The organism is Streptomyces cyaneofuscatus, from assembly GCF_000718135.1.
GTDB lineage: Bacteria > Actinomycetota > Actinomycetes > Streptomycetales > Streptomycetaceae > Streptomyces > Streptomyces cyaneofuscatus.
The window spans coordinates 190872-207819 of the sequence record NZ_JOEM01000005.1 but is presented as its reverse complement, the minus strand read 5'-3'; the positions used below and the strand labels follow the sequence as shown (position 1 = coordinate 207819).

Below are 16948 nucleotides of genomic sequence, written 5' to 3'. Positions count from 1 at the left end.
GGAGATTCCGTACCGCCCTCTTCTCCGTCCTCTTCTCCGTTCGGGAGGTCTCAGATCTCCCCGAGCGTGACCTCGGCCGTCCTGCTGTCGCCGTCCCGGGTGTACGTCACGGTCACCTTGTCGCCCGGCTGGTCGCCCGCCAGGGCCTCGGAGAGCGAGGTGATGGTGGTGACGGCCGTGTCGCCGATCTTCGTGATGATGTCCCCGGCCCGCAGCCCCGCCTCGCCCGCGGCGCCGTCCCGCTCCACGCTCACCAGCGCCACCCCGGCGGGCCGGTAGGAGTCGTCGACGACCGTACGGCCGGTGATGTTCAGCCCGGCCCGGCCCGAGTCGGTGACCCGGCCGTCCTTGATGATCTGGTCGGCGACCGTCCGCACCATCGAGACGGGGATCGCGAAGCCGATGCCCGGCGCCGCGCTGTCGCCCATCTGCGGGTCGGTCGCCGCGAGGGTCGGGATGCCGATCACCTCGCTGCTCAGGTTGACCAGCGCCCCGCCGCTGTTGCCCGGGTTGATCGCCGCCGAGGTCTGCACCATGTTGGCGATCGTCGCGCCCGTGCCACCGCCCGCCCGGCTCTCGCTGACGGTCCGGCCGAGCGCCGAGACGATGCCCTGGGTGACGCTGCTGGAGAGGCCGAGCGGCGAGCCCATCGCCATCACGATCTGCCCCACCTCGACCTTCTCCGCGTCGCCGAACTTCGCGGGCTTCAGACCGTCGGGTACGTCGTCCAGCTTGATGACCGCGAGGTCCTGCTCCGGGTACGAGGAGACCAGCGAGGCGTTCAGCACCGCCTCCCCGGTGGCGACGGTGACCTTGAAGGTCTTCTCGTCGCCGATCACATGGGCGTTGGTGACGATATGGCCCTTGTCGTCGTAGACGATCCCGGAACCGAGGCTGTCCGACGCGTCGATCTGCACCACCGAGGGCAGCACATCGTTGATGACGGCCTTGTAGGCGTTCTCCAGCTCGGCGGTGTCACGGGTCACGGAGCCCTGGGCCGTACCGGAGGGACTGGCCTCCGGCGCGGGGGATGCCGCCGGTTCCGCGCCGGAGCAGCCGGCCGCCAGGGCGATCGCGCAGACCCCCGCGATCAGGGGCGGCAGGCGCCGTGCGGAGCGGCGGGAGGGGGATGCGTCCATATCCGGAGTCTGATGCCCCCACCCTTTCGGGTGCCTGTACTGATGGGCCGAACGAGGGCCCCCGGTCCCCGTACCGCCTGCCGACCGCTTGTCCGCCAGCCGCCAGCCGCCAGCCGCTGTCCGCTAGCCGCGCACTCCGCACAGATGCAGCAGCGCCGCGACACCCCGGTACGGGTCGGTCCGCCCGGCCCGGTCCTCCAGGGTCAGCACCCGCTCCAGCTCCCCTGCGGGCAGCTCGGTCCCGTCGGCCGCGTTGTCGGTGAAGACCCGGACCCCGTACCAGGCGTGCAGCGGGGCGGCGATCCCGGCCAGGGTGGCCCGCAGCGCGTCGAGCCGGTCGGCCCGCACGGTGAGGCCGAGGTCGTTCGTGTACGTCGCCGAGTCGAAGGCCTCCAGCGCCGCACCGAAGTCGCCGGTGAGGCCGGGGCGCATCGCGAGGGCGTCCGCGTTCCGCACGAGCAGCGAGAGCAGACCGCCCGGCGCCAGCATCCGGGCCAGCCCGGCCAGCATCGGGTCGGGCTCCTCGACGTACATCAGGACGCCGTGGCAGAGCACCACGTCGAAGCTGCCGGGCAGGAAGTGCACACCGGTCTCCCGGCCGTCCCCCTCGATCAGCTTGACCCGCGCCCGGATGCCCTCGGGCTCGGTCGCCAGGGCCTCGCGGGCCACCCGCAGCAGCTCGGCGTCCGACTCCAGGCCGGTCACCGAGTGACCGGCCCGCGCGAGACGCAACGCCTGGACGCCCCGGCCCATGCCGACGTCCAGGACGCGCAACCGCTGACCGACCGGGAACCGCCCGGCTATCTGCTCGTCCAGCTGCCGGGCGACGAGCTCCTGGCGGACGGTGTCCCGTACGCCTACGGGAGCAGTGGAGCCGGAGGTGTCCGTGCTCAGGGCCGCTCTCCGCGCTTGACCTGCGGCTTCGGAAGCCGCAGACGACGCATCTGGAGCGTGCGCATCAGACCGTAGGCGACGGCACCGCGCTTGGGGGTGTCCGGGAAACGCTCCCGCAGCTGCTTCTTCAGGCGGATCGACAGACCGATCGAGTCGATCACGATCAGGATGATCACACCCATCCAGAGCAGCAGCGAGATGCTCTGGATGTTCTGCACCTGGATCACGCTGAGGATCAGGATGACCACGGCGAGCGGCAGGAACCACTCGGCGATGCAGAAGCGCGAGTCCACGAAGTCACGGACGAAGCGCCGCACCGGGCCCTTGTCGCGGACCGGGAGGTACCGCTCGTCGCCCGACGCGAGCGCCTCACGCTGCCGGGCCAGATCGGCCCGGCGCGCCTCGCGCTGGCGCTTCACGGCCGCCTTGCGGTCGGTCGGCGCGCTGGACGCGGCACGGCGGCGCTGCGTCTGGGCCTCGCTGCGCTTGGGGGTGGGGCGACCCTTGGGAGCCTGCGGGTCGCGGGGCTGCTGGGAGAGGTCCGCCGTCACCTTGTCGGTGGGGGCCTTCTCTGTCTTGGCACGGCTACGGAACACAAAACCCAAGGGTACGGGGTCGGGCTGCGGGCTCGTGGACCCGGGCGGGAACGATCCGGCAACGGACGGCGTCCCTGTAGGCACCCGACAGGGGCAGAACAGGCCTTAACCATCGGTTTCCCTGACCGTCACCTACACCCTGGGCGGGAGCACCGGCCGGGCTCAGTCGTCCTTGGGGAGGAGCACATCGGGACTCGAACAGTGCGGTAATAGAGACAGGGCCCGTACTGTGGGTTCTATCGGGAGTGCTGGAGCTCAGTCCGTCAGAAGGGGGCGCGCGAAGCCCATGAGCGGTGTCATGAAGCGTATGGGGATGCTTTTCCGCGCGAAGGCAAACAAGGCCCTTGACCGGGCCGAGGATCCGCGCGAGACCCTGGATTACTCGTACCAGAAGCAGCTGGAGCTGCTTCAGAAGGTGCGCCGCGGCGTCGCCGACGTCGCGACGTCCCGCAAGCGGCTGGAGTTGCAGCTGAACCAGCTGCAGGGCCAGTCGTCCAAGCTGGAGGACCAGGGCCGCAAGGCGCTGGCGCTCGGCCGTGAGGACCTGGCGCGCGAGGCGCTGTCCCGGCGCGCCGCCCTCCAGCAGCAGGTCACCGACCTGGAGACGCAGCACACGACGCTGCAGGGCGAGGAGGAGAAGCTCACCCTCGCGGCCCAGCGGCTGCAGGCCAAGGTCGATGCCTTCCGCACCAAGAAGGAGACCATCAAGGCGACCTACACGGCGGCCCAGGCGCAGACCCGGATCGGCGAGGCCTTCTCCGGCATCTCCGAGGAGATGGGCGACGTCGGCCTGGCGATCCAGCGGGCCGAGGACAAGACGCAGCAGCTCCAGGCGCGAGCCGGCGCCATCGACGAGCTGCTCGCCTCCGGCGCCCTGGACGACCCGACCGGCACGGCGAAGGACGACATCGCCGCCGAGCTGGACCGGATCTCCGGCGGCTCGGACGTGGAGCTGGAGCTCCAGCGCATGAAGGCCGAGCTGGCCGGCGGCTCCTCGTCCTCGCAGCAGGCGATCGAGGGCGGTGCCCAGGACGGCACGCAGCAGTCGCAGCAGTCCCCGCACAAGTTCGACAAGCAGTAGTGAGGGCGGCGTCATGATCGTACGGATCATGGGGGAAGGCCAGGTCAAGCTGGCCGACAGTCACTTCGTCGAACTCAACGAGCTCGACGACGTCCTGCTCAAGGAGATGGACAGCGGGGACGGTCCCGGCTTCCGCACCACGCTCCACGCGCTTCTCGACAAGGTGCGCGAGCTCGGCACTCCGCTCCCCGACGACTCCCTGGAGCCGTCGGAGCTGATCCTGCCGGCGCCCGACGCGACCCTCGAAGAGGTGCGCGCCATGCTCAGCGACGACGGACTCATCCCGAATTAGACGTACCTGCTCCACCAGCACTCGCACACCCGTGCCCCGCATCCGGCCTGCCCGGTGCGGGGCACCGTGCTGTACGCGCCTGCTGTCCTCGTACGGTTCCGTGGTTCCGTGGCCGTACCGGCACACCGCGGAGACGGATCCGTAGGCGACACGCCGTACCGTTGCTGGACGTGACCACCCTCCCCTCCGGGTTCGCGCGCGCCCGCCGCTGGCTTCGGGACCACCCGCTCGCGTTCGACGCGACCCTGGCGTTCTGCGTCCTGATCGCGATGATCTGCGGTTCGTTCGCGGACCCGGGCAAGGGCGGCCACGGGCCGACGTTCGGGACCCGCACCCCCGAGGCGTTCAGCGTGCTGCTGATGGTGCTGGCCGCCTCTGCGCTCGTCCTGCGCCGGCGGCACCCCATGCCGGTCCTCGCGGTGACCGGCGTCCTCACGGCGACCGAGTACATCTTCATGGACCCGCCGGCCCCGGTCGTGATGAGCACCGTCATCGCGCTCTACACCGTCGCCTCGCGCACCGACCGCCCCACCACCTGGCGGGTCGGCCTGCTGACCATGGGGATCCTGACGGTGGCCGCGATGGTGTTCGGCTCGACGCCCTGGTACAGCCAGGAGAACCTCGGCGTCTTCGCCTGGACCGGGATGGCGTCGGCCGCCGGGGACGCCGTACGCAGCAGGCGCGCCTTCGTCGACGCGATCCGGGAGCGCGCGGAGCGGGCCGAGCGCACCCGCGAGGAGGAGGCCCGCCGCCGCGTCGCGGAGGAGCGGCTGCGGATCGCCCGGGACCTCCACGACGTCGTCGCCCACCACATCGCCCTGGTCAACGTGCAGGCCGGGGTCGCCGCCCACGTCATGGACAAGCGCCCGGACCAGGCGAAGGAGGCGCTCGCCCACGTACGGGACGCCAGCCGCTCCGCGCTCAACGAGCTACGCGTCACCGTCGGCCTGCTCCGCCAGTCCGGCGACCCCGAGGCCCCCACCGAACCGGCCCCCGGCCTCGCGGTCCTGGACGAGCTGGTGGACACCTTCCGCAACGCCGGGCTCCCCGTCGAGGTGGCCGGCGCCGACCGGGGCCCCAGGCTCCCCGCCGCCGTCGACCTGGCCGCGTACCGGGTCATCCAGGAGGCCCTGACCAACGTACGCAAGCACGCGGGCGCCGGAGCGAAGGCCGAGGTGAGCGTCGTACGGGTCGGAACCACCGCCGAGATCACGGTGCTGGACAACGGCCGGGGGAGCGCGGCCGGGCGCCCGGGTGCCGAGAGCACCCCGGACGGCGGCGGCCACGGTCTCCTCGGCATGCGCGAACGGGTCACCGCCCTCGGCGGCGCCCTCACGGCGGGACCTCGCTACGGGGGCGGGTTCCGGGTCCATGCGATCCTGCCCCTGGAGGCCCGCACGGGTGAACCGGAACAGCCCGGCCCGGCGGCCGCGACGGGGGAGCGCCGATGAGCGAGTCCGTACAGGCACCTGCAGGGCCTGAGGCACCTGGGGCACCTGAGGCATCTGAGGCACCCATCAAGGTGCTGCTCGCCGACGACCAGGCGCTCCTGCGCAGCGCGTTCCGGGTGCTGGTGGACTCCGAACCCGACATGGAGGTCGTCGGCGAGGCGGCCGACGGGGCCCAGGCCGTGGAGCTGGCCCGGGAGACCGGCGCCGACGTGGTGCTGATGGACATCCGGATGCCGGGCACGGACGGGCTCGCCGCCACCCGCATGATCAGCGCCGACCCGGCGCTGGCCGCGGTGCGGGTGGTCATGCTCACCACGTTCGAGGTCGACGAGTACGTGGTCCAGGCCCTCCGCGCCGGAGCCTCCGGCTTCCTCGGCAAGGGCGCGGAGCCGGAGGAGCTGCTCAACGCGATCCGGATCGCCAACGCGGGCGAGGCGCTGCTCTCCCCGGCGGCGACCAAGGGGCTCATCGCCACCTTCCTGGCCCAGGGCGGGAGTTCGGGGGAGGGGCCGGACAGCGCGGAGTACGCGGAACGGCTGGCCGCGCTCACCGTGCGCGAGCGGGAGGTGCTCGTCCTGGTGGCGGGCGGCCACTCCAACGACCGGATCGCGGAGCGGCTGGCGGTCAGCCCGCTCACCGTCAAGACCCATGTGAACCGGGCGATGGCGAAGGTGGCGGCCCGCGACCGCGCCCAGCTGGTCGTCATCGCGTACGAGTCGGGCCTGGTACGCCCCCGGGTGGAGTGAGGCGGAGCAGGAGGACGCGGAGGGTGGAGAGACGGCGTACTCCACCTGCGGTATGCGCGGCATAAGAAAGCAGCCCGGGGACCGACGTCCGGGCGATCCGGGTCGGAGATCGTATAAGCGGGCGGGCTTGTCCCCCCGAGCGGACCCCGGAACACACCGGGACCTCAGACCTTGGGTCCCCGCTCTCTCCCGCCCCTCCGTCTCGTACGCCACAGAAGAGAGACCCACCCATGTCCTGGCTGTCCAGATTCAGCCTCGCGCAGCGGGCCCTGATCGGGCTGATCTCGATCGTCGCGCTCGTCTTCGGCGCGATCGCGATACCGCAGCTCAAGCAACAGCTGCTGCCCACCATCGAACTCCCGATGGTCTCGGTGCTGGCCCCCTACCAGGGTGCGTCTCCCGATGTGGTGGAGAAGCAGGTCGTCGAGCCGCTGGAGAACTCCCTCAAGGCCGTCGACGGCGTCGAGGGCATCACCTCCACCGCCAGTGAGGGCAACGCCCTCATCATGGCGACCTTCGACTTCGGCGACGAGGGTACGAAGCAGCTCGTCGCGGACATCCAGCAGGCGGTGAACCGGGCTCGCGCCCAGCTGCCCCCGACGGTCGACCCGCAGGTCATCGCCGGTTCCACGGACGACATCCCGACCGTGGTCCTCGCCGTCACCTCCGACAAGGACCAGCAGGCGCTCGCCGACCAGCTGGACCGCACGGTCGTCCCCGCCCTCCAGGACATCGAGGGCGTCGGCCAGGTCACGGTGGACGGGGTGCAGGAGCTCCAGGTCTCCGTCGTCCCCGACGACAAGAAGCTCGCCGCGGCGGGCCTGAACGCGGGCACGCTCGCCCAGGCGCTCCAGGCGGGAGGCGCCACGCTCCCGGCCGGCTCCTTCTCCGAGGCCGGCAAGAACCGCACGATCCAGGTCGGCGGCGGTTACACCTCGCTGAAGCAGATCGAGGACCTCCAGATCGTCGCCAAGGCCCCGGCGGGCGCTACGGAAGACGCCCCGGCCAAGCCGGTGCGGCTGGGCGACGTCGCCGAGGTGAAGCAGGAGCCGTCCACCGCGGTCTCCATCACCCGGACGAACGGCAAGCCGAGCCTCGCCGTGATGGCCACGATGGACAAGGACGGCAGCGCCGTCGCCATCTCCGACGCCGTCAAGGAGAAGCTCCCCGACCTCCGTAAGGACCTCGGAGCGGGCGCCGAGCTGACCGTCGTCTCCGACCAGGGCCCGGCCGTCTCCAAGTCGATCTCCGGCCTCACCACCGAGGGCGCGCTCGGCCTGGTCTTCGCGGTCCTGGTGATCCTGGTCTTCCTCGCCTCGATCCGCTCGACGCTGGTCACCGCGGTCTCGATCCCGCTCTCGGTCGTCCTCGCGCTGATCGTGCTGTGGACCCGCGACCTGTCGCTGAACATGCTGACGCTCGGCGCGCTGACCATCGCGATCGGCCGCGTCGTCGACGACTCGATCGTGGTCCTGGAGAACATCAAGCGGCACCTCGGCTACGGCGAGGAGCGCCACGCGGCGATCATCACCGCGGTCAAGGAGGTGGCCGGAGCGGTCACCTCCGCGACGCTCACCACCGTCGCCGTGTTCCTGCCCATCGGTCTGGTCGGCGGCATGGTCGGCCAGCTCTTCGGCTCGTTCTCGCTGACCGTCACCGCCGCGCTCCTGGCCTCGCTGCTGGTCTCGCTGACGGTGGTCCCGGTCCTCTCGTACTGGTTCCTGCGCGCCCCCAAGGGCACCCCCGAGGACGCGGCGGAGGCCCGCCGCCTGGCCGAGGAGAAGGAGGCGGCGAGCAAGCTCCAGCGCCTGTACGTCCCCGTCCTGCGCTTCGCGACCCGCCGCCGGATCACCAGCCTGGTCATCGCGGTCGCGGTACTCATCGCCACGTTCGGCATGCTCCCGCTCCTCAAGACCAACTTCTTCGACGCGGGCGAGCAGGAAGTCCTCACCGTCAAGCAGGAGTTGGCTCCCGGCACCAGCCTCCAAGCCGCCGACGAGGCGGCCCGCAAGGTCGAGAAGGTCCTCACCGACGACAAGGGCGTCAAGGACTACCAGGTCACCGTCGGCTCCTCCGGCTTCATGGCTGCCTTCGGCGGCGGTACGGGCTCCAACCAGGCGTCCTACCAGGTCACGCTGAAGGACGCGGCGGACTACGAGGACGCCCAGGACCGTATCGACGCGGCCCTCGGCAAGCTCGACGGCATCGGCGACACCACCATCGCGGCGGGCGACGGCTTCGGCTCCCAGGACCTCAGCGTGGTGGTCAAGGCGTCCGACGCCGAGGTCCTGAAGAAGGCGGCGGAGGCGGTCCGTACGGAGGTCGCCACGATCAAGGACGTCACCGACGTCCAGAGCGACCTGGCCCAGAGCGTCCCGCGCATCGCGGTCACCCCCAACGAGAAGGCGGCGGCAGCCGGTTTCGACTCCACCACCCTCGGCGGGATCGTCACGGGAGCCGTACGCGGCACCCCGGCCGGCAGCGCGACACTGGACGACACCGAGCGCGACATCGTCATCAGGTCGTCCCGCCCGACGGCCACCATGGCCGAACTGAAGGCCCTCCCGCTCGGCCCGGTGAAGCTCGGCGACATCGCGAAGGTCGAACTGGTCCCCGGCCCGGTCTCCATGACCCGCATCGACGGCCAGCGCGCGGCGACGATCACCGCCAAGCCGGTCGGCGACAACACGGGTGCGGTGAGCACGACGCTCGCCTCCAAGATCGACGCACTGGACCTCCCCGAGGGCGCCACCGCCACCATCGGCGGCGTCACCGAGGACCAGAACGAAGCCTTCATGCAGCTCGGCCTGGCCATGCTGGCGGCCATCGCGATCGTCTTCATGCTGCTGGTGGCCACGTTCCGCTCGCTCGTCCAGCCGCTGATCCTGCTGGTCTCGGTCCCGTTCGCGGCGACCGGCGCCATCGGTCTCCTGCTCATCACGGGCACCCCGCTGGGCGTCCCCGCGATGATCGGCATGCTGATGCTCATCGGCATCGTGGTCACCAACGCGATCGTGCTGATCGACCTGATCAACCAGTACCGCTCACGCGGCCTCGGCATCGTCGAAGCCGTCATCGAGGGCGGCCGCCACCGCTTCCGCCCGATCCTGATGACGGCCCTGGCCACGATCTTCGCCCTGCTCCCGATGGCGCTCGGCGTCACCGGCGAGGGCGGCTTCATCTCGCAGCCGCTGGGCGTCGTGGTGATCGGCGGCCTGATCAGCTCCACGGTCCTGACCCTGGTGCTGGTCCCGACGCTGTACGCGATGGTCGAACTCCGCAAGGAACGCCGCGCCAAGAAGAAGGCCGCCAAGCGCGCAGCCAAGGCAGGCGTCCCGGCACAGCCGGAGCCGGAGGAGGCGAAGGAGACGGAGCCCGCGAAGGCCTGACAACCTGACACGACACAGGGGCCTGTCCCACGCACGCGCGTGGGACGGGCCCCTGCGGGGTCCCCGGCACCGGTGAGGCGAGGGGCCCGAACGAGCCAACCACCCGCTCGGACTTGACCGCCTGAACCGCCTGAGGGAGCGTCACCGCAAGACCTCACACCTGGCTTGGCGAGATAGCTGTCCAGGAACGGCCACGAGACCGTGATCCGCGTTCCCGCCCGGATGATTCCGACCCTTAAGAAGGCGTGCGATGCAGCAGAACGTGCCGGACTTCACCGCTCTGCTGAGGAGCGCTGAGCGCTCGGCCGTTCACCTGGAGATGCGCGACTCCTACATGGCAGACGCGCTGTTCGACATGTGGAGGGAAGGCCGCGAAGCCGAACTGCCCGAGGAATACCTTCAGTGGCAGGAGCTGGTGAAGGAGACAGCGGCCCGCGGCGTCACGCTGCGGCGGGCCCGGATCGTCTCCGAGCCGGTGACCGACTACATCCGCTGGGAGCATTCCCTCACCGCGCGCCACAACATTGCGGCCGGTGAGGTCGTGCGCTGGCTGCCCCGGCGGCTTTCGTCCGACCTCGCGCTACCAGGGAACGACCTCTGGCTGATCGACGGCGAGCGGGTGCTCTTCCACTGGTTCACCGGCGACGGCGAGTGGGCCGGGCACGAGTTCAACGAGGACCCCGCCACGGTGAAGAGGGTCGTCGCCTCGTTCGAGGCTTTGTGGGTGCGCGCCATCCCTCATGAGGACTTCGTGTTCTAGATCCGCTCCGTCAAGGCCTGAATACGGAGGGGCCTGCTCCCACGCCTGTGTGGGAGCAGGCCCCTCCGCGTTTCCATCTACCTTTGATCTTGGCCAGTGCTCCGGCGTTTACGCCGGGGGTGATGGCCATCTCAGAGCTGCTCCGGCCCGCGCGTGAGCACGGGTCCGCAGTGTTCACCTCAGCCCACTGGGTGCTTCTGGTTCTCGATGTACTGCTGGACCATGGTCAGCGGTGCGCCGCCGCAGCTCCCGGCGAAGTAGGAGCCGGACCAGAAGTGTCCGCCCCACAGGTGCCGCCGGACGTGCGCGTCGTGCTCCTTGCGCAGTATCCGGGCGGAGACTCCCTTGAGAGAGTTGACCAGCTTCGAGAGCTGGACTTTGGGCGGGTAGTGCACGAGCAGGTGCACGTGGTCGTCCTCGCCGTTGAACTGTTTCAGCTCGGCCTCGAAGTCCGAACAGACCTCGCGCATGATCTCTTCGCACCGCGTCAGCATGGCGTTCGTCATGGCACCGCGCCGGTACTTGGTGACAAAGACCAAATGCACATGCAGGTTGTGGACGACGTGACGGCCCTTGCGCACGTACTTCGCGTCGTTTGTGGTGGAGACCGGCTCACAGGAGGTGCTGCCCGGGGTGGGCATCGACTTGGGTCTCGGACACTTCGCGGTCCTCTCCGACGGGACGAAGATCGACAGCCCGCGCTTCCTGCGCCGTGCCGAGAAGCGCCTGAAGAAAGTCCAGCGGGAGCTGTCCCGCAAGGCCAAGGGCAGCAAGAACCGGGGCAAGGCCAGAATCCGCGTCGCACGGGCACACGCCCGTGTCGCGGACGCGCGCCGCGAGTTCCACCACCAGCTCTCCACGCGGCTGATCCGCGATAACCAAGCGGTCGCCGTGGAGGACCTGGCGGTGAAGGGACTCGCCCGCACACGCCTGGCCAAGTCCGTGCACGACGCCGGATGGTCGGCGTTCGTGAACATGCTGGAGTACGAGGCCGCCCGGTACGGACGCACCTTCGTGAAGATCGGCCGGTTCGAGCCGACTTCCCAGGTGTGCTCGCGGTGCGGCGTCAAGGACGGCCCCAAGCCCCTCCACGTCCGGGTGTGGACGTGCGGGGCGTGCGGGGCCGTCCTCGACCGGGACGTGAACGCGGCGGTCAACGTCGCCAAGGCCGCCGGACTGGCGGTATCAGCCTGTCGAGCGCAGGTAAGACCGGGACTCGTCCCGGCACCGCGCAGCGAAGCAGGAACCCACCCGAAGCCCAAGCCGGTGGCCACCGGCAGACAGGCGGGAATCTCCGTCCTTTAGGGCGGAGAGGATGTCAATTGACCGAGGAGACGAACGCACCCCAGGCGGCGGCCCGGATGACGAGTGCGGGGCCGGTGGGGTTCTTGCTGTCGCGTACGGGGACGAGCCCGGGGAAGTCGTCGCTGACCTGGACACACTCACCCCCGTTGGTGTTGCTGTAGCTACTGCTACGCCAGCTGGCGGTGCTCAGCTCGGGGTAGTGGGTCATGGTCGGTAGCCCTCCATCGCGGTACGAATCCGTTCCGCCGACCCGTCCAGTGTGAGGGAGTTGGCCCGGAGTACGTCGTACTGCCGCCGCCACTTCTTCACCGCGACCGGGTCTTCGTAGAGATGACCGGCCTGGATGCCCTCCTCGTACGCCACCGAAGTGCCATCCGGCAAGGTCAGCAGAGTCAGCGCGCCACCCAGCAACGAGTGCGGCCCCGCACTGAACGGCATCACCTGAACCTTACTGCTCGGCGTGTCCACCTGCTCCAACAGCGAGGCCAGTTGCTCGCTCATGCAGTCAGGGCTGCCGACCTGCCGCCACAGCACCGCCTCGTCGATGATCGCCCAGCGGAACGGCGGATTCTCCGACCGCAGCCGCCCCTGGCGAGACATCCGCGCGGTGACGCGTTCCTCGACCTGTTCGGGGCTGAGGTCCTCCTGGCAGCGGAGCAACTCCCGCGCGTACTCCTCCGTCTGCAACAACCCCGGCAGAGCCTGTGCCCCGTACTGCTCTATCACCTCGGCCCGGTACTCGAAGTCCATGTACCGCTTGTACTGGTCGGGATGGATCTCGCGCCGGGCGAGCTCGTACAGCTCGTGGAAGTGCTGGTCCGTCCCGAAGGCGATGTCCAGGCGGCTCGGGATGTCCGGCGGCGGCATCAGCTCCGCCGTCTCGATGCGGCCCAGCGTGCTCTTGCTGGAGTTCACGATGCCCGCGAACTGGTTGAGGGAGAGGCCCGCCTGCTCGCGATGGCGGCGTTGCTGCGAGCCGAAGTAGTGGCGGGCGGAGAGGTACGGGGTGAGGGGCTGGGGCCCGTCACGGTGCGTGCCCTTCGTGTGTCCCGTTCCCAAGCCCGGGACAGCGGCGCCCTGTTGGGGAGACATTCCCCAGGGCGACGGTTGCGGCACACACCGTAACCGCCCTCTCGTGCGCCGCACCAGGGGGCCTCCTCCGGAGGTAGCGACCGAGATGATGTTCGACGGCAAGGGCCGGGCCATGCGACTGCTCCCGTGGACCAACGACTTCGGGGCGCCGTGCTGGCTCGGCACGACGAACCCGGACAGCCGTGTCTCCCGGATGGCCGACGAGCTGGAGGCCGCCATGATCGCCTCGGCCGAGGAAGTGCTGGCCGAGGCGAAGGAGTTGCTGGCGGAGTCCGTCGTGGGGGAGCAGGAGCTGCGGTTCGCCGGCACCCGGCTCGCCGAGTCGCTGAGGGACACCCTGCGGATCGCGGCGAGCCGGGGCGGGCGGCTGGAGAGTGAGGGCTGAGCGGTGAGCGGGGTCAGGCGCCCCCGCCGAGGGCCCGGATGATCCGGCGCAGCGTCTCACCGTGCCGCTCGGGGTGGCGGACGCCGACGGCGATGGTCTCCTTCAGCAGGCGGATACGGGTCTCCTCGTCGGACTTGTGCCGGAGCGCGGCCAGGTCGTCGGGGTCGAAGCCCTCGCTCTCGCCCGAGAGCACCAGGGCCACCTGGGCGTGGGTGAGGGAGGAGAGGCGGTCGCCGAAGACCTGGCCCTCGATGCCTCCGCCGTGCATCAGGGCGGTGCCGTCGCCGGCCTCCAACGACCGGTCCACGTAAGCCTGGAGGGCCTCCCGGTCCGCCACCAGGCGGTAGGCCGCGTCCAGGCCCTCCGCGCGGCCGATGTCGAGCATGGCGACGTGGGCCAGCGGGGTGTCCTGCGGCGGCGTCACGGTCAGGAGGCGCGGGTGCTCCTCCAGGTAGGCGCGGGATTCCGCCCAGTCCGCGCACTCCAGCCACTCCGCCAGCTGCTCCGACAGGATCAGCGGATCGTAGGCGGCGGTCACCCCGTGGACGAGTACGGCGTCGCGGAGCACGGCGTGCCGTTGCGCCCCGTGCGGGTCCAGGACCGCCAGCTCGTCCAGGGCCGTCCCCGCCGCCTCGCCGCTCAGCACCTCCGCGTTCTCGGACCAGAAGTCCCGCGACCGGGGCCAGTTGGGCGCGAACATCCAGGCGCTGACCAGCTCCAGGGTCTCCGGCCGCAGCGCGAGCCAGTCCGGTACGGGCGTGAACGTCTCCTCCTCCCACGCCGTGCGCACCGCCGCCGTGTCACCGTACGAACGCAGCGCCTGCCGGGCCCGTACGATCACGGTGTCCGCGCTCACGCCGGCCTCCGCTTCACGGTCCAGCCACGCCACCAGCTCGGTCAGCCCGTTCCCGGGCCACGGTTCGGGGCAGCGCAGCAGGAAGATGTCCCGCTCCACGCCCAGGCGCCGGGCGGTCGCCGGGTCGGTGTCCTCGAACTCCTTGACGGTCTCCTCGAACTCGTCGATGGCCGCCGCATGCTCACCGGTCCGCGCGAGCGCCCGGGTCAGGTCGTCCAGCGCCGAGACCAGGGCGGTGACCGAGGGGGCCGAGGCGCCCGGCCTCTCCTGCGCCAGGGCCCGGTGGAGCGCCACCGCCTCCCAGAACGCCTCCACCGCCCCCTCGGTGTCGCCGTTCAGCTCCACGTACGTACCGAGCACCTGGAGGGAGTCGGCCAGCTCCGGCAGGAAGGCGTCCCCCAGCTCCCGCAACAGGCCGACGGCCTCCCGCACCGGCGGCAGCGCGCCCACCGGGTCCCCGGTGGAGGCCAGGCACCGGGCCAGGGTGAGCAGGGCGGCGGCGAGGCCGGGGCGGTCCGGTGCGGCCGGCTCGCGGTGCAGGGCCACGGCCTCCTCCGCAGCCTGCCGGCCCTCCGCCGGGTCGCCCGCCCTGCTGAGGTGACCGGCGAGGCCGTCGAGCGCCGTGGCCAGCTCCGGGCGGCAGGCGTCCGGCCGGTGAGCGGAGAGTTCGCGGAGGAGGCCGCACGCCTCCCGGGCCGCCTCGACCGCCCCGGACACGTCGCTCACCGCCGCCCGGTGGCTGCCCAGCGCGTGCAGGGCGGCGGCGAGCCGGGGCCGGAACGCCTCCGGGTCCTCGGCGGCGAGGCTCCGGAGATGGCCGACCGCCTCCTCGGCCCGCGGTACCGCCTCCACCGGCTCCCCGGCGGCCGCCAGATGCCGGGCGTAGTTCAGCAGGTACTCCACGAGCGCCGGTACGGACGCCTCCGGGTGCTCCTCCTCCACCAGCTCCCGCTCGAGCCGTACGGCCTGCTTCCCGAACGGCACGGGGGTCGTCCGGTCCCCGGTGCCGGCGATCCGGTCGCCCAAGGCGTTCATCGCCTCGGCCAGCTCGGACTGGTAGCGGTCCGGGCGCTTCATGCCCAGCTCGGCGTAGAGCTTCGCGGCCTCCTTCGCCGGGGGCAGGGCGGCGGTGTGGTCCCCGGTGTCGGCGATCCGGTTCGAGAGCTGGTGCAGGGCCCCGGCCAGCGTGGGTACGAAGCCGTCCTCGGGGTTCTCGCTGAGCGACCGGTAGATGTCGACCGCCTCCCGGGCCGGAGCCACCGCCCCTTCCCGGTCCCCGGCCTCGGCACGGAGAGCGGAGAGGGCACCCAGCGCGGCCGCCAGCCCGGGCCGGCCGGCGGCGGGATCACCCTCGGCCGCGGCACGCCGGTTCCGTACCTCCTCCTCAGCCTGGGGGAGGCCGACCGGGCCGGTCGTCTCCGTCCGCGCAAGCGCACCCGGGCCGCCCAAGCCGCCCGGACCGGCCGCTACCGCCTGCCCGGCACCCCCCGCCCCCCGCGCCTCGTCGCCCGCACCCGTCCCACGGTCCTCGTAACTCATGCCCGCCCCACTGTCCTCGCCGTTCCATCCGGTCAGTCCCGCGCGCGCCGACAGCCCACTGCGGTGAGTAGCAGCGTAGTTACGGGGAGGAGGAGTCGGAGGTCGTATGAGGAAGATTCAGCCCGCCCGGCAGAAGGCGAAAAGCCCGGGTATGCCGCACCTGCGGCATACCCGGGCTTCCTGGCGGGCGGGGCCCTGCCGTTACGGCAGCGCCAGCATCCGCTCCAGCGCGAGCTTCGCGTACTTCTCCGTCTCCGGGTCGACCTCGATCCGGTTCACCAGCTTGCCGTCGGCCAGCGACTCCAGGGTCCAGACCAGGTGCGGCAGGTCGATGCGGTTCATCGTCGAGCAGAAGCAGACCGTCTTGTCGAGGAAGACGATCTCCTTGTCCTCCGAGGCGAAACGGTTCGCCAGGCGGCGGACCAGGTTCAGCTCCGTGCCGATGGCCCACTTCGAGCCGCGCGGAGCCGCCTCCAGGGCCTTGATGATGTACTCCGTCGACCCGACGTAGTCCGCGGCCGCCACGACCTCGTGCTTGCACTCCGGGTGCACCAGCACGTTGACCCCGGGCATCCGCGCGCGGACGTCCTCGACCGACTCGACCGAGAAGCGGCCGTGGACCGAGCAGTGGCCGCGCCACAGGATCATCTTCGCGTTCCGCAGCTGCTCGGCGGTGAGGCCGCCGTTCGGCTTGTGCGGGTTGTACAGGACGCAGTCGTCCAGGCTCATCCCCATGTCCCGCACCGCCGTGTTGCGGCCCAGGTGCTGGTCGGGGAGGAAGAGGATCTTCTCGCCCTGCTCGAAGGCCCACTCCAGGGCCCGCTTCGCGTTGGACGACGTACAGATCGTGCCGCCGTGCTTGCCGGTGAAGGCCTTGATGTCGGCGGAGGAGTTCATGTACGAGACGGGAACCACCTGGTCGGCGACCCCGGCCTCCGTCAGCACGTCCCAGCACTCGGCGACCTGCTCGGCGGTGGCCATGTCGGCCATCGAGCAGCCCGCCGCGAGGTCGGGCAGCACGACCGCCTGGGCGTCCGTGGTCAGGATGTCCGCGGACTCGGCCATGAAGTGCACACCGCAGAAGACGATGTACTCCGCCTCCGGGCGCGCGGCCGCGTCGCGGGCGAGCTTGAACGAGTCGCCGGTCACGTCCGCGAACTGGATGACCTCGTCGCGCTGGTAGTGGTGGCCGAGGACGAAGACCCGGTCACCGAGCTTCTCCTTGGCCGCCCGGGCGCGGGCCACCAGGTCCGGGTCGGAGGGGGAGGGGAGGTCGCCGGGGCACTCGACGCCTCGCTCGCTCCTCGGGTCGGCCTCGCGGCCGAGCAGCAGCAGCGCGAGGGGTGTCGGCTGTACGTCCAGGGGCTGGGCCGTGGTCACGTCACGCACCCTTTCTTCTCTGCGTTCTGCTCTGCGCTTCTGC

At 70.9% G+C, this 16948-nt stretch carries 15 protein-coding genes and 1 pseudogene; 8 read left to right on the top strand and 8 right to left on the bottom strand.

Going from position 1 to position 16948, the window contains the following annotated elements; all coding sequences use genetic code 11:
- Positions 1-50: 50 nt before the first annotated feature.
- The 3 genes from IF17_RS0110010 to IF17_RS0110000 form a co-directional block, all read right to left on the bottom strand.
- Positions 51-1139 carry a S1C family serine protease gene (locus IF17_RS0110010; protein ID WP_030564283.1) on the bottom strand — a complete coding sequence of 363 codons (1089 nt, stop codon included), beginning with the start codon at positions 1137-1139 and terminating at the stop codon, positions 51-53.
- Between the two features lie 123 nt (positions 1140-1262).
- On the bottom strand, positions 1263-1955 hold the full coding sequence (locus tag IF17_RS0110005) for a class I SAM-dependent methyltransferase (protein WP_076967612.1): 693 nt from the start codon (positions 1953-1955) through the stop codon (positions 1263-1265).
- Between the two features lie 74 nt (positions 1956-2029).
- Positions 2030-2629: a DUF3043 domain-containing protein gene (locus tag IF17_RS0110000; RefSeq protein WP_018511918.1), complete on the bottom strand. Its 600-nt coding sequence runs from the start codon at positions 2627-2629 to the stop codon at positions 2030-2032.
- A 298-nt stretch (positions 2630-2927) separates the two neighbouring features.
- Between IF17_RS0110000 and IF17_RS0109995 the strand changes: the two genes are divergently transcribed.
- The 6 genes from IF17_RS0109995 (at position 2928) to IF17_RS0109970 (ending at position 10348) form a co-directional block, all read left to right on the top strand.
- Positions 2928-3710, top strand: coding sequence for a PspA/IM30 family protein (locus tag IF17_RS0109995; RefSeq protein WP_018511919.1), 783 nt, complete (start codon positions 2928-2930; stop codon positions 3708-3710).
- Between the two features lie 13 nt (positions 3711-3723).
- Positions 3724-4002 (top strand): PspA-associated protein PspAA, encoded by a 279-nt coding sequence (gene pspAA / locus IF17_RS0109990; protein ID WP_018511920.1) that lies wholly within the window; start codon positions 3724-3726, stop codon positions 4000-4002.
- A 170-nt stretch (positions 4003-4172) separates the two neighbouring features.
- A complete protein-coding gene (locus IF17_RS0109985) occupies positions 4173-5453 on the top strand; it encodes a sensor histidine kinase (RefSeq protein WP_030564279.1) in 1281 nt (426 codons plus the stop codon).
- Positions 5450-6199, top strand: coding sequence for a response regulator (locus IF17_RS0109980; RefSeq protein ID WP_244890450.1), 750 nt, complete (start codon positions 5450-5452; stop codon positions 6197-6199). Before IF17_RS0109985 ends, IF17_RS0109980 begins: the two co-directional genes overlap by 4 nt.
- A gap of 230 nt (positions 6200-6429) precedes the next feature.
- A complete protein-coding gene (locus IF17_RS0109975) occupies positions 6430-9588 on the top strand; it encodes an efflux RND transporter permease subunit (RefSeq protein ID WP_030564275.1) in 3159 nt (1052 codons plus the stop codon).
- 250 nt (positions 9589-9838) lie between these two features.
- A complete protein-coding gene (locus tag IF17_RS0109970; RefSeq protein ID WP_030564273.1) occupies positions 9839-10348 on the top strand; it encodes a DUF6879 family protein in 510 nt (169 codons plus the stop codon).
- 179 nt (positions 10349-10527) lie between these two features.
- Here IF17_RS0109970 and tnpA read toward each other — a convergent pair whose 3' ends face one another.
- Positions 10528-10989: an IS200/IS605 family transposase gene (gene tnpA, locus IF17_RS0109965; protein ID WP_051883940.1), complete on the bottom strand. Its 462-nt coding sequence runs from the start codon at positions 10987-10989 to the stop codon at positions 10528-10530.
- Between tnpA and IF17_RS0109960 the strand changes: the two are divergent.
- Positions 10931-11653, top strand: a pseudogene (locus IF17_RS0109960) (RNA-guided endonuclease TnpB family protein); the annotation flags it as partial. The gene tnpA and the pseudogene IF17_RS0109960 overlap by 59 nt on opposite strands.
- A gap of 13 nt (positions 11654-11666) precedes the next feature.
- Here the strand turns inward: IF17_RS0109960 and IF17_RS0109955 are convergent.
- Positions 11667-11861, bottom strand: a complete 195-nt coding sequence (locus tag IF17_RS0109955; protein ID WP_030564269.1) for a DUF397 domain-containing protein — start codon at positions 11859-11861, stop codon at positions 11667-11669.
- Positions 11858-12712: a helix-turn-helix domain-containing protein gene (locus IF17_RS0109950; RefSeq protein WP_030564267.1), complete on the bottom strand. Its 855-nt coding sequence runs from the start codon at positions 12710-12712 to the stop codon at positions 11858-11860. Before IF17_RS0109950 ends, IF17_RS0109955 begins: the two co-directional genes overlap by 4 nt.
- Before the next feature lie 118 nt (positions 12713-12830).
- On the opposite strand from IF17_RS0109950, the gene IF17_RS0109945 reads away from it, so the two are divergent.
- The gene (locus tag IF17_RS0109945; RefSeq protein ID WP_030564265.1) at positions 12831-13130 is read left to right on the top strand and encodes a hypothetical protein; all 300 of its coding nucleotides are present in this window, start codon (positions 12831-12833) and stop codon (positions 13128-13130) included.
- A gap of 13 nt (positions 13131-13143) precedes the next feature.
- Here the strand turns inward: IF17_RS0109945 and IF17_RS0109940 are convergent, their stop codons facing one another.
- Both IF17_RS0109940 and nadA read right to left on the bottom strand, forming a co-directional pair.
- Positions 13144-15525, bottom strand: coding sequence for a tetratricopeptide repeat protein (locus IF17_RS0109940; RefSeq protein WP_030564263.1), 2382 nt, complete (start codon positions 15523-15525; stop codon positions 13144-13146).
- Between the two features lie 201 nt (positions 15526-15726).
- The gene (nadA, locus tag IF17_RS0109935; protein ID WP_030564260.1) at positions 15727-16905 is read right to left on the bottom strand and encodes a quinolinate synthase NadA; all 1179 of its coding nucleotides are present in this window, start codon (positions 16903-16905) and stop codon (positions 15727-15729) included.
- Between the last annotated feature and the right edge of the window lie 43 nt (positions 16906-16948).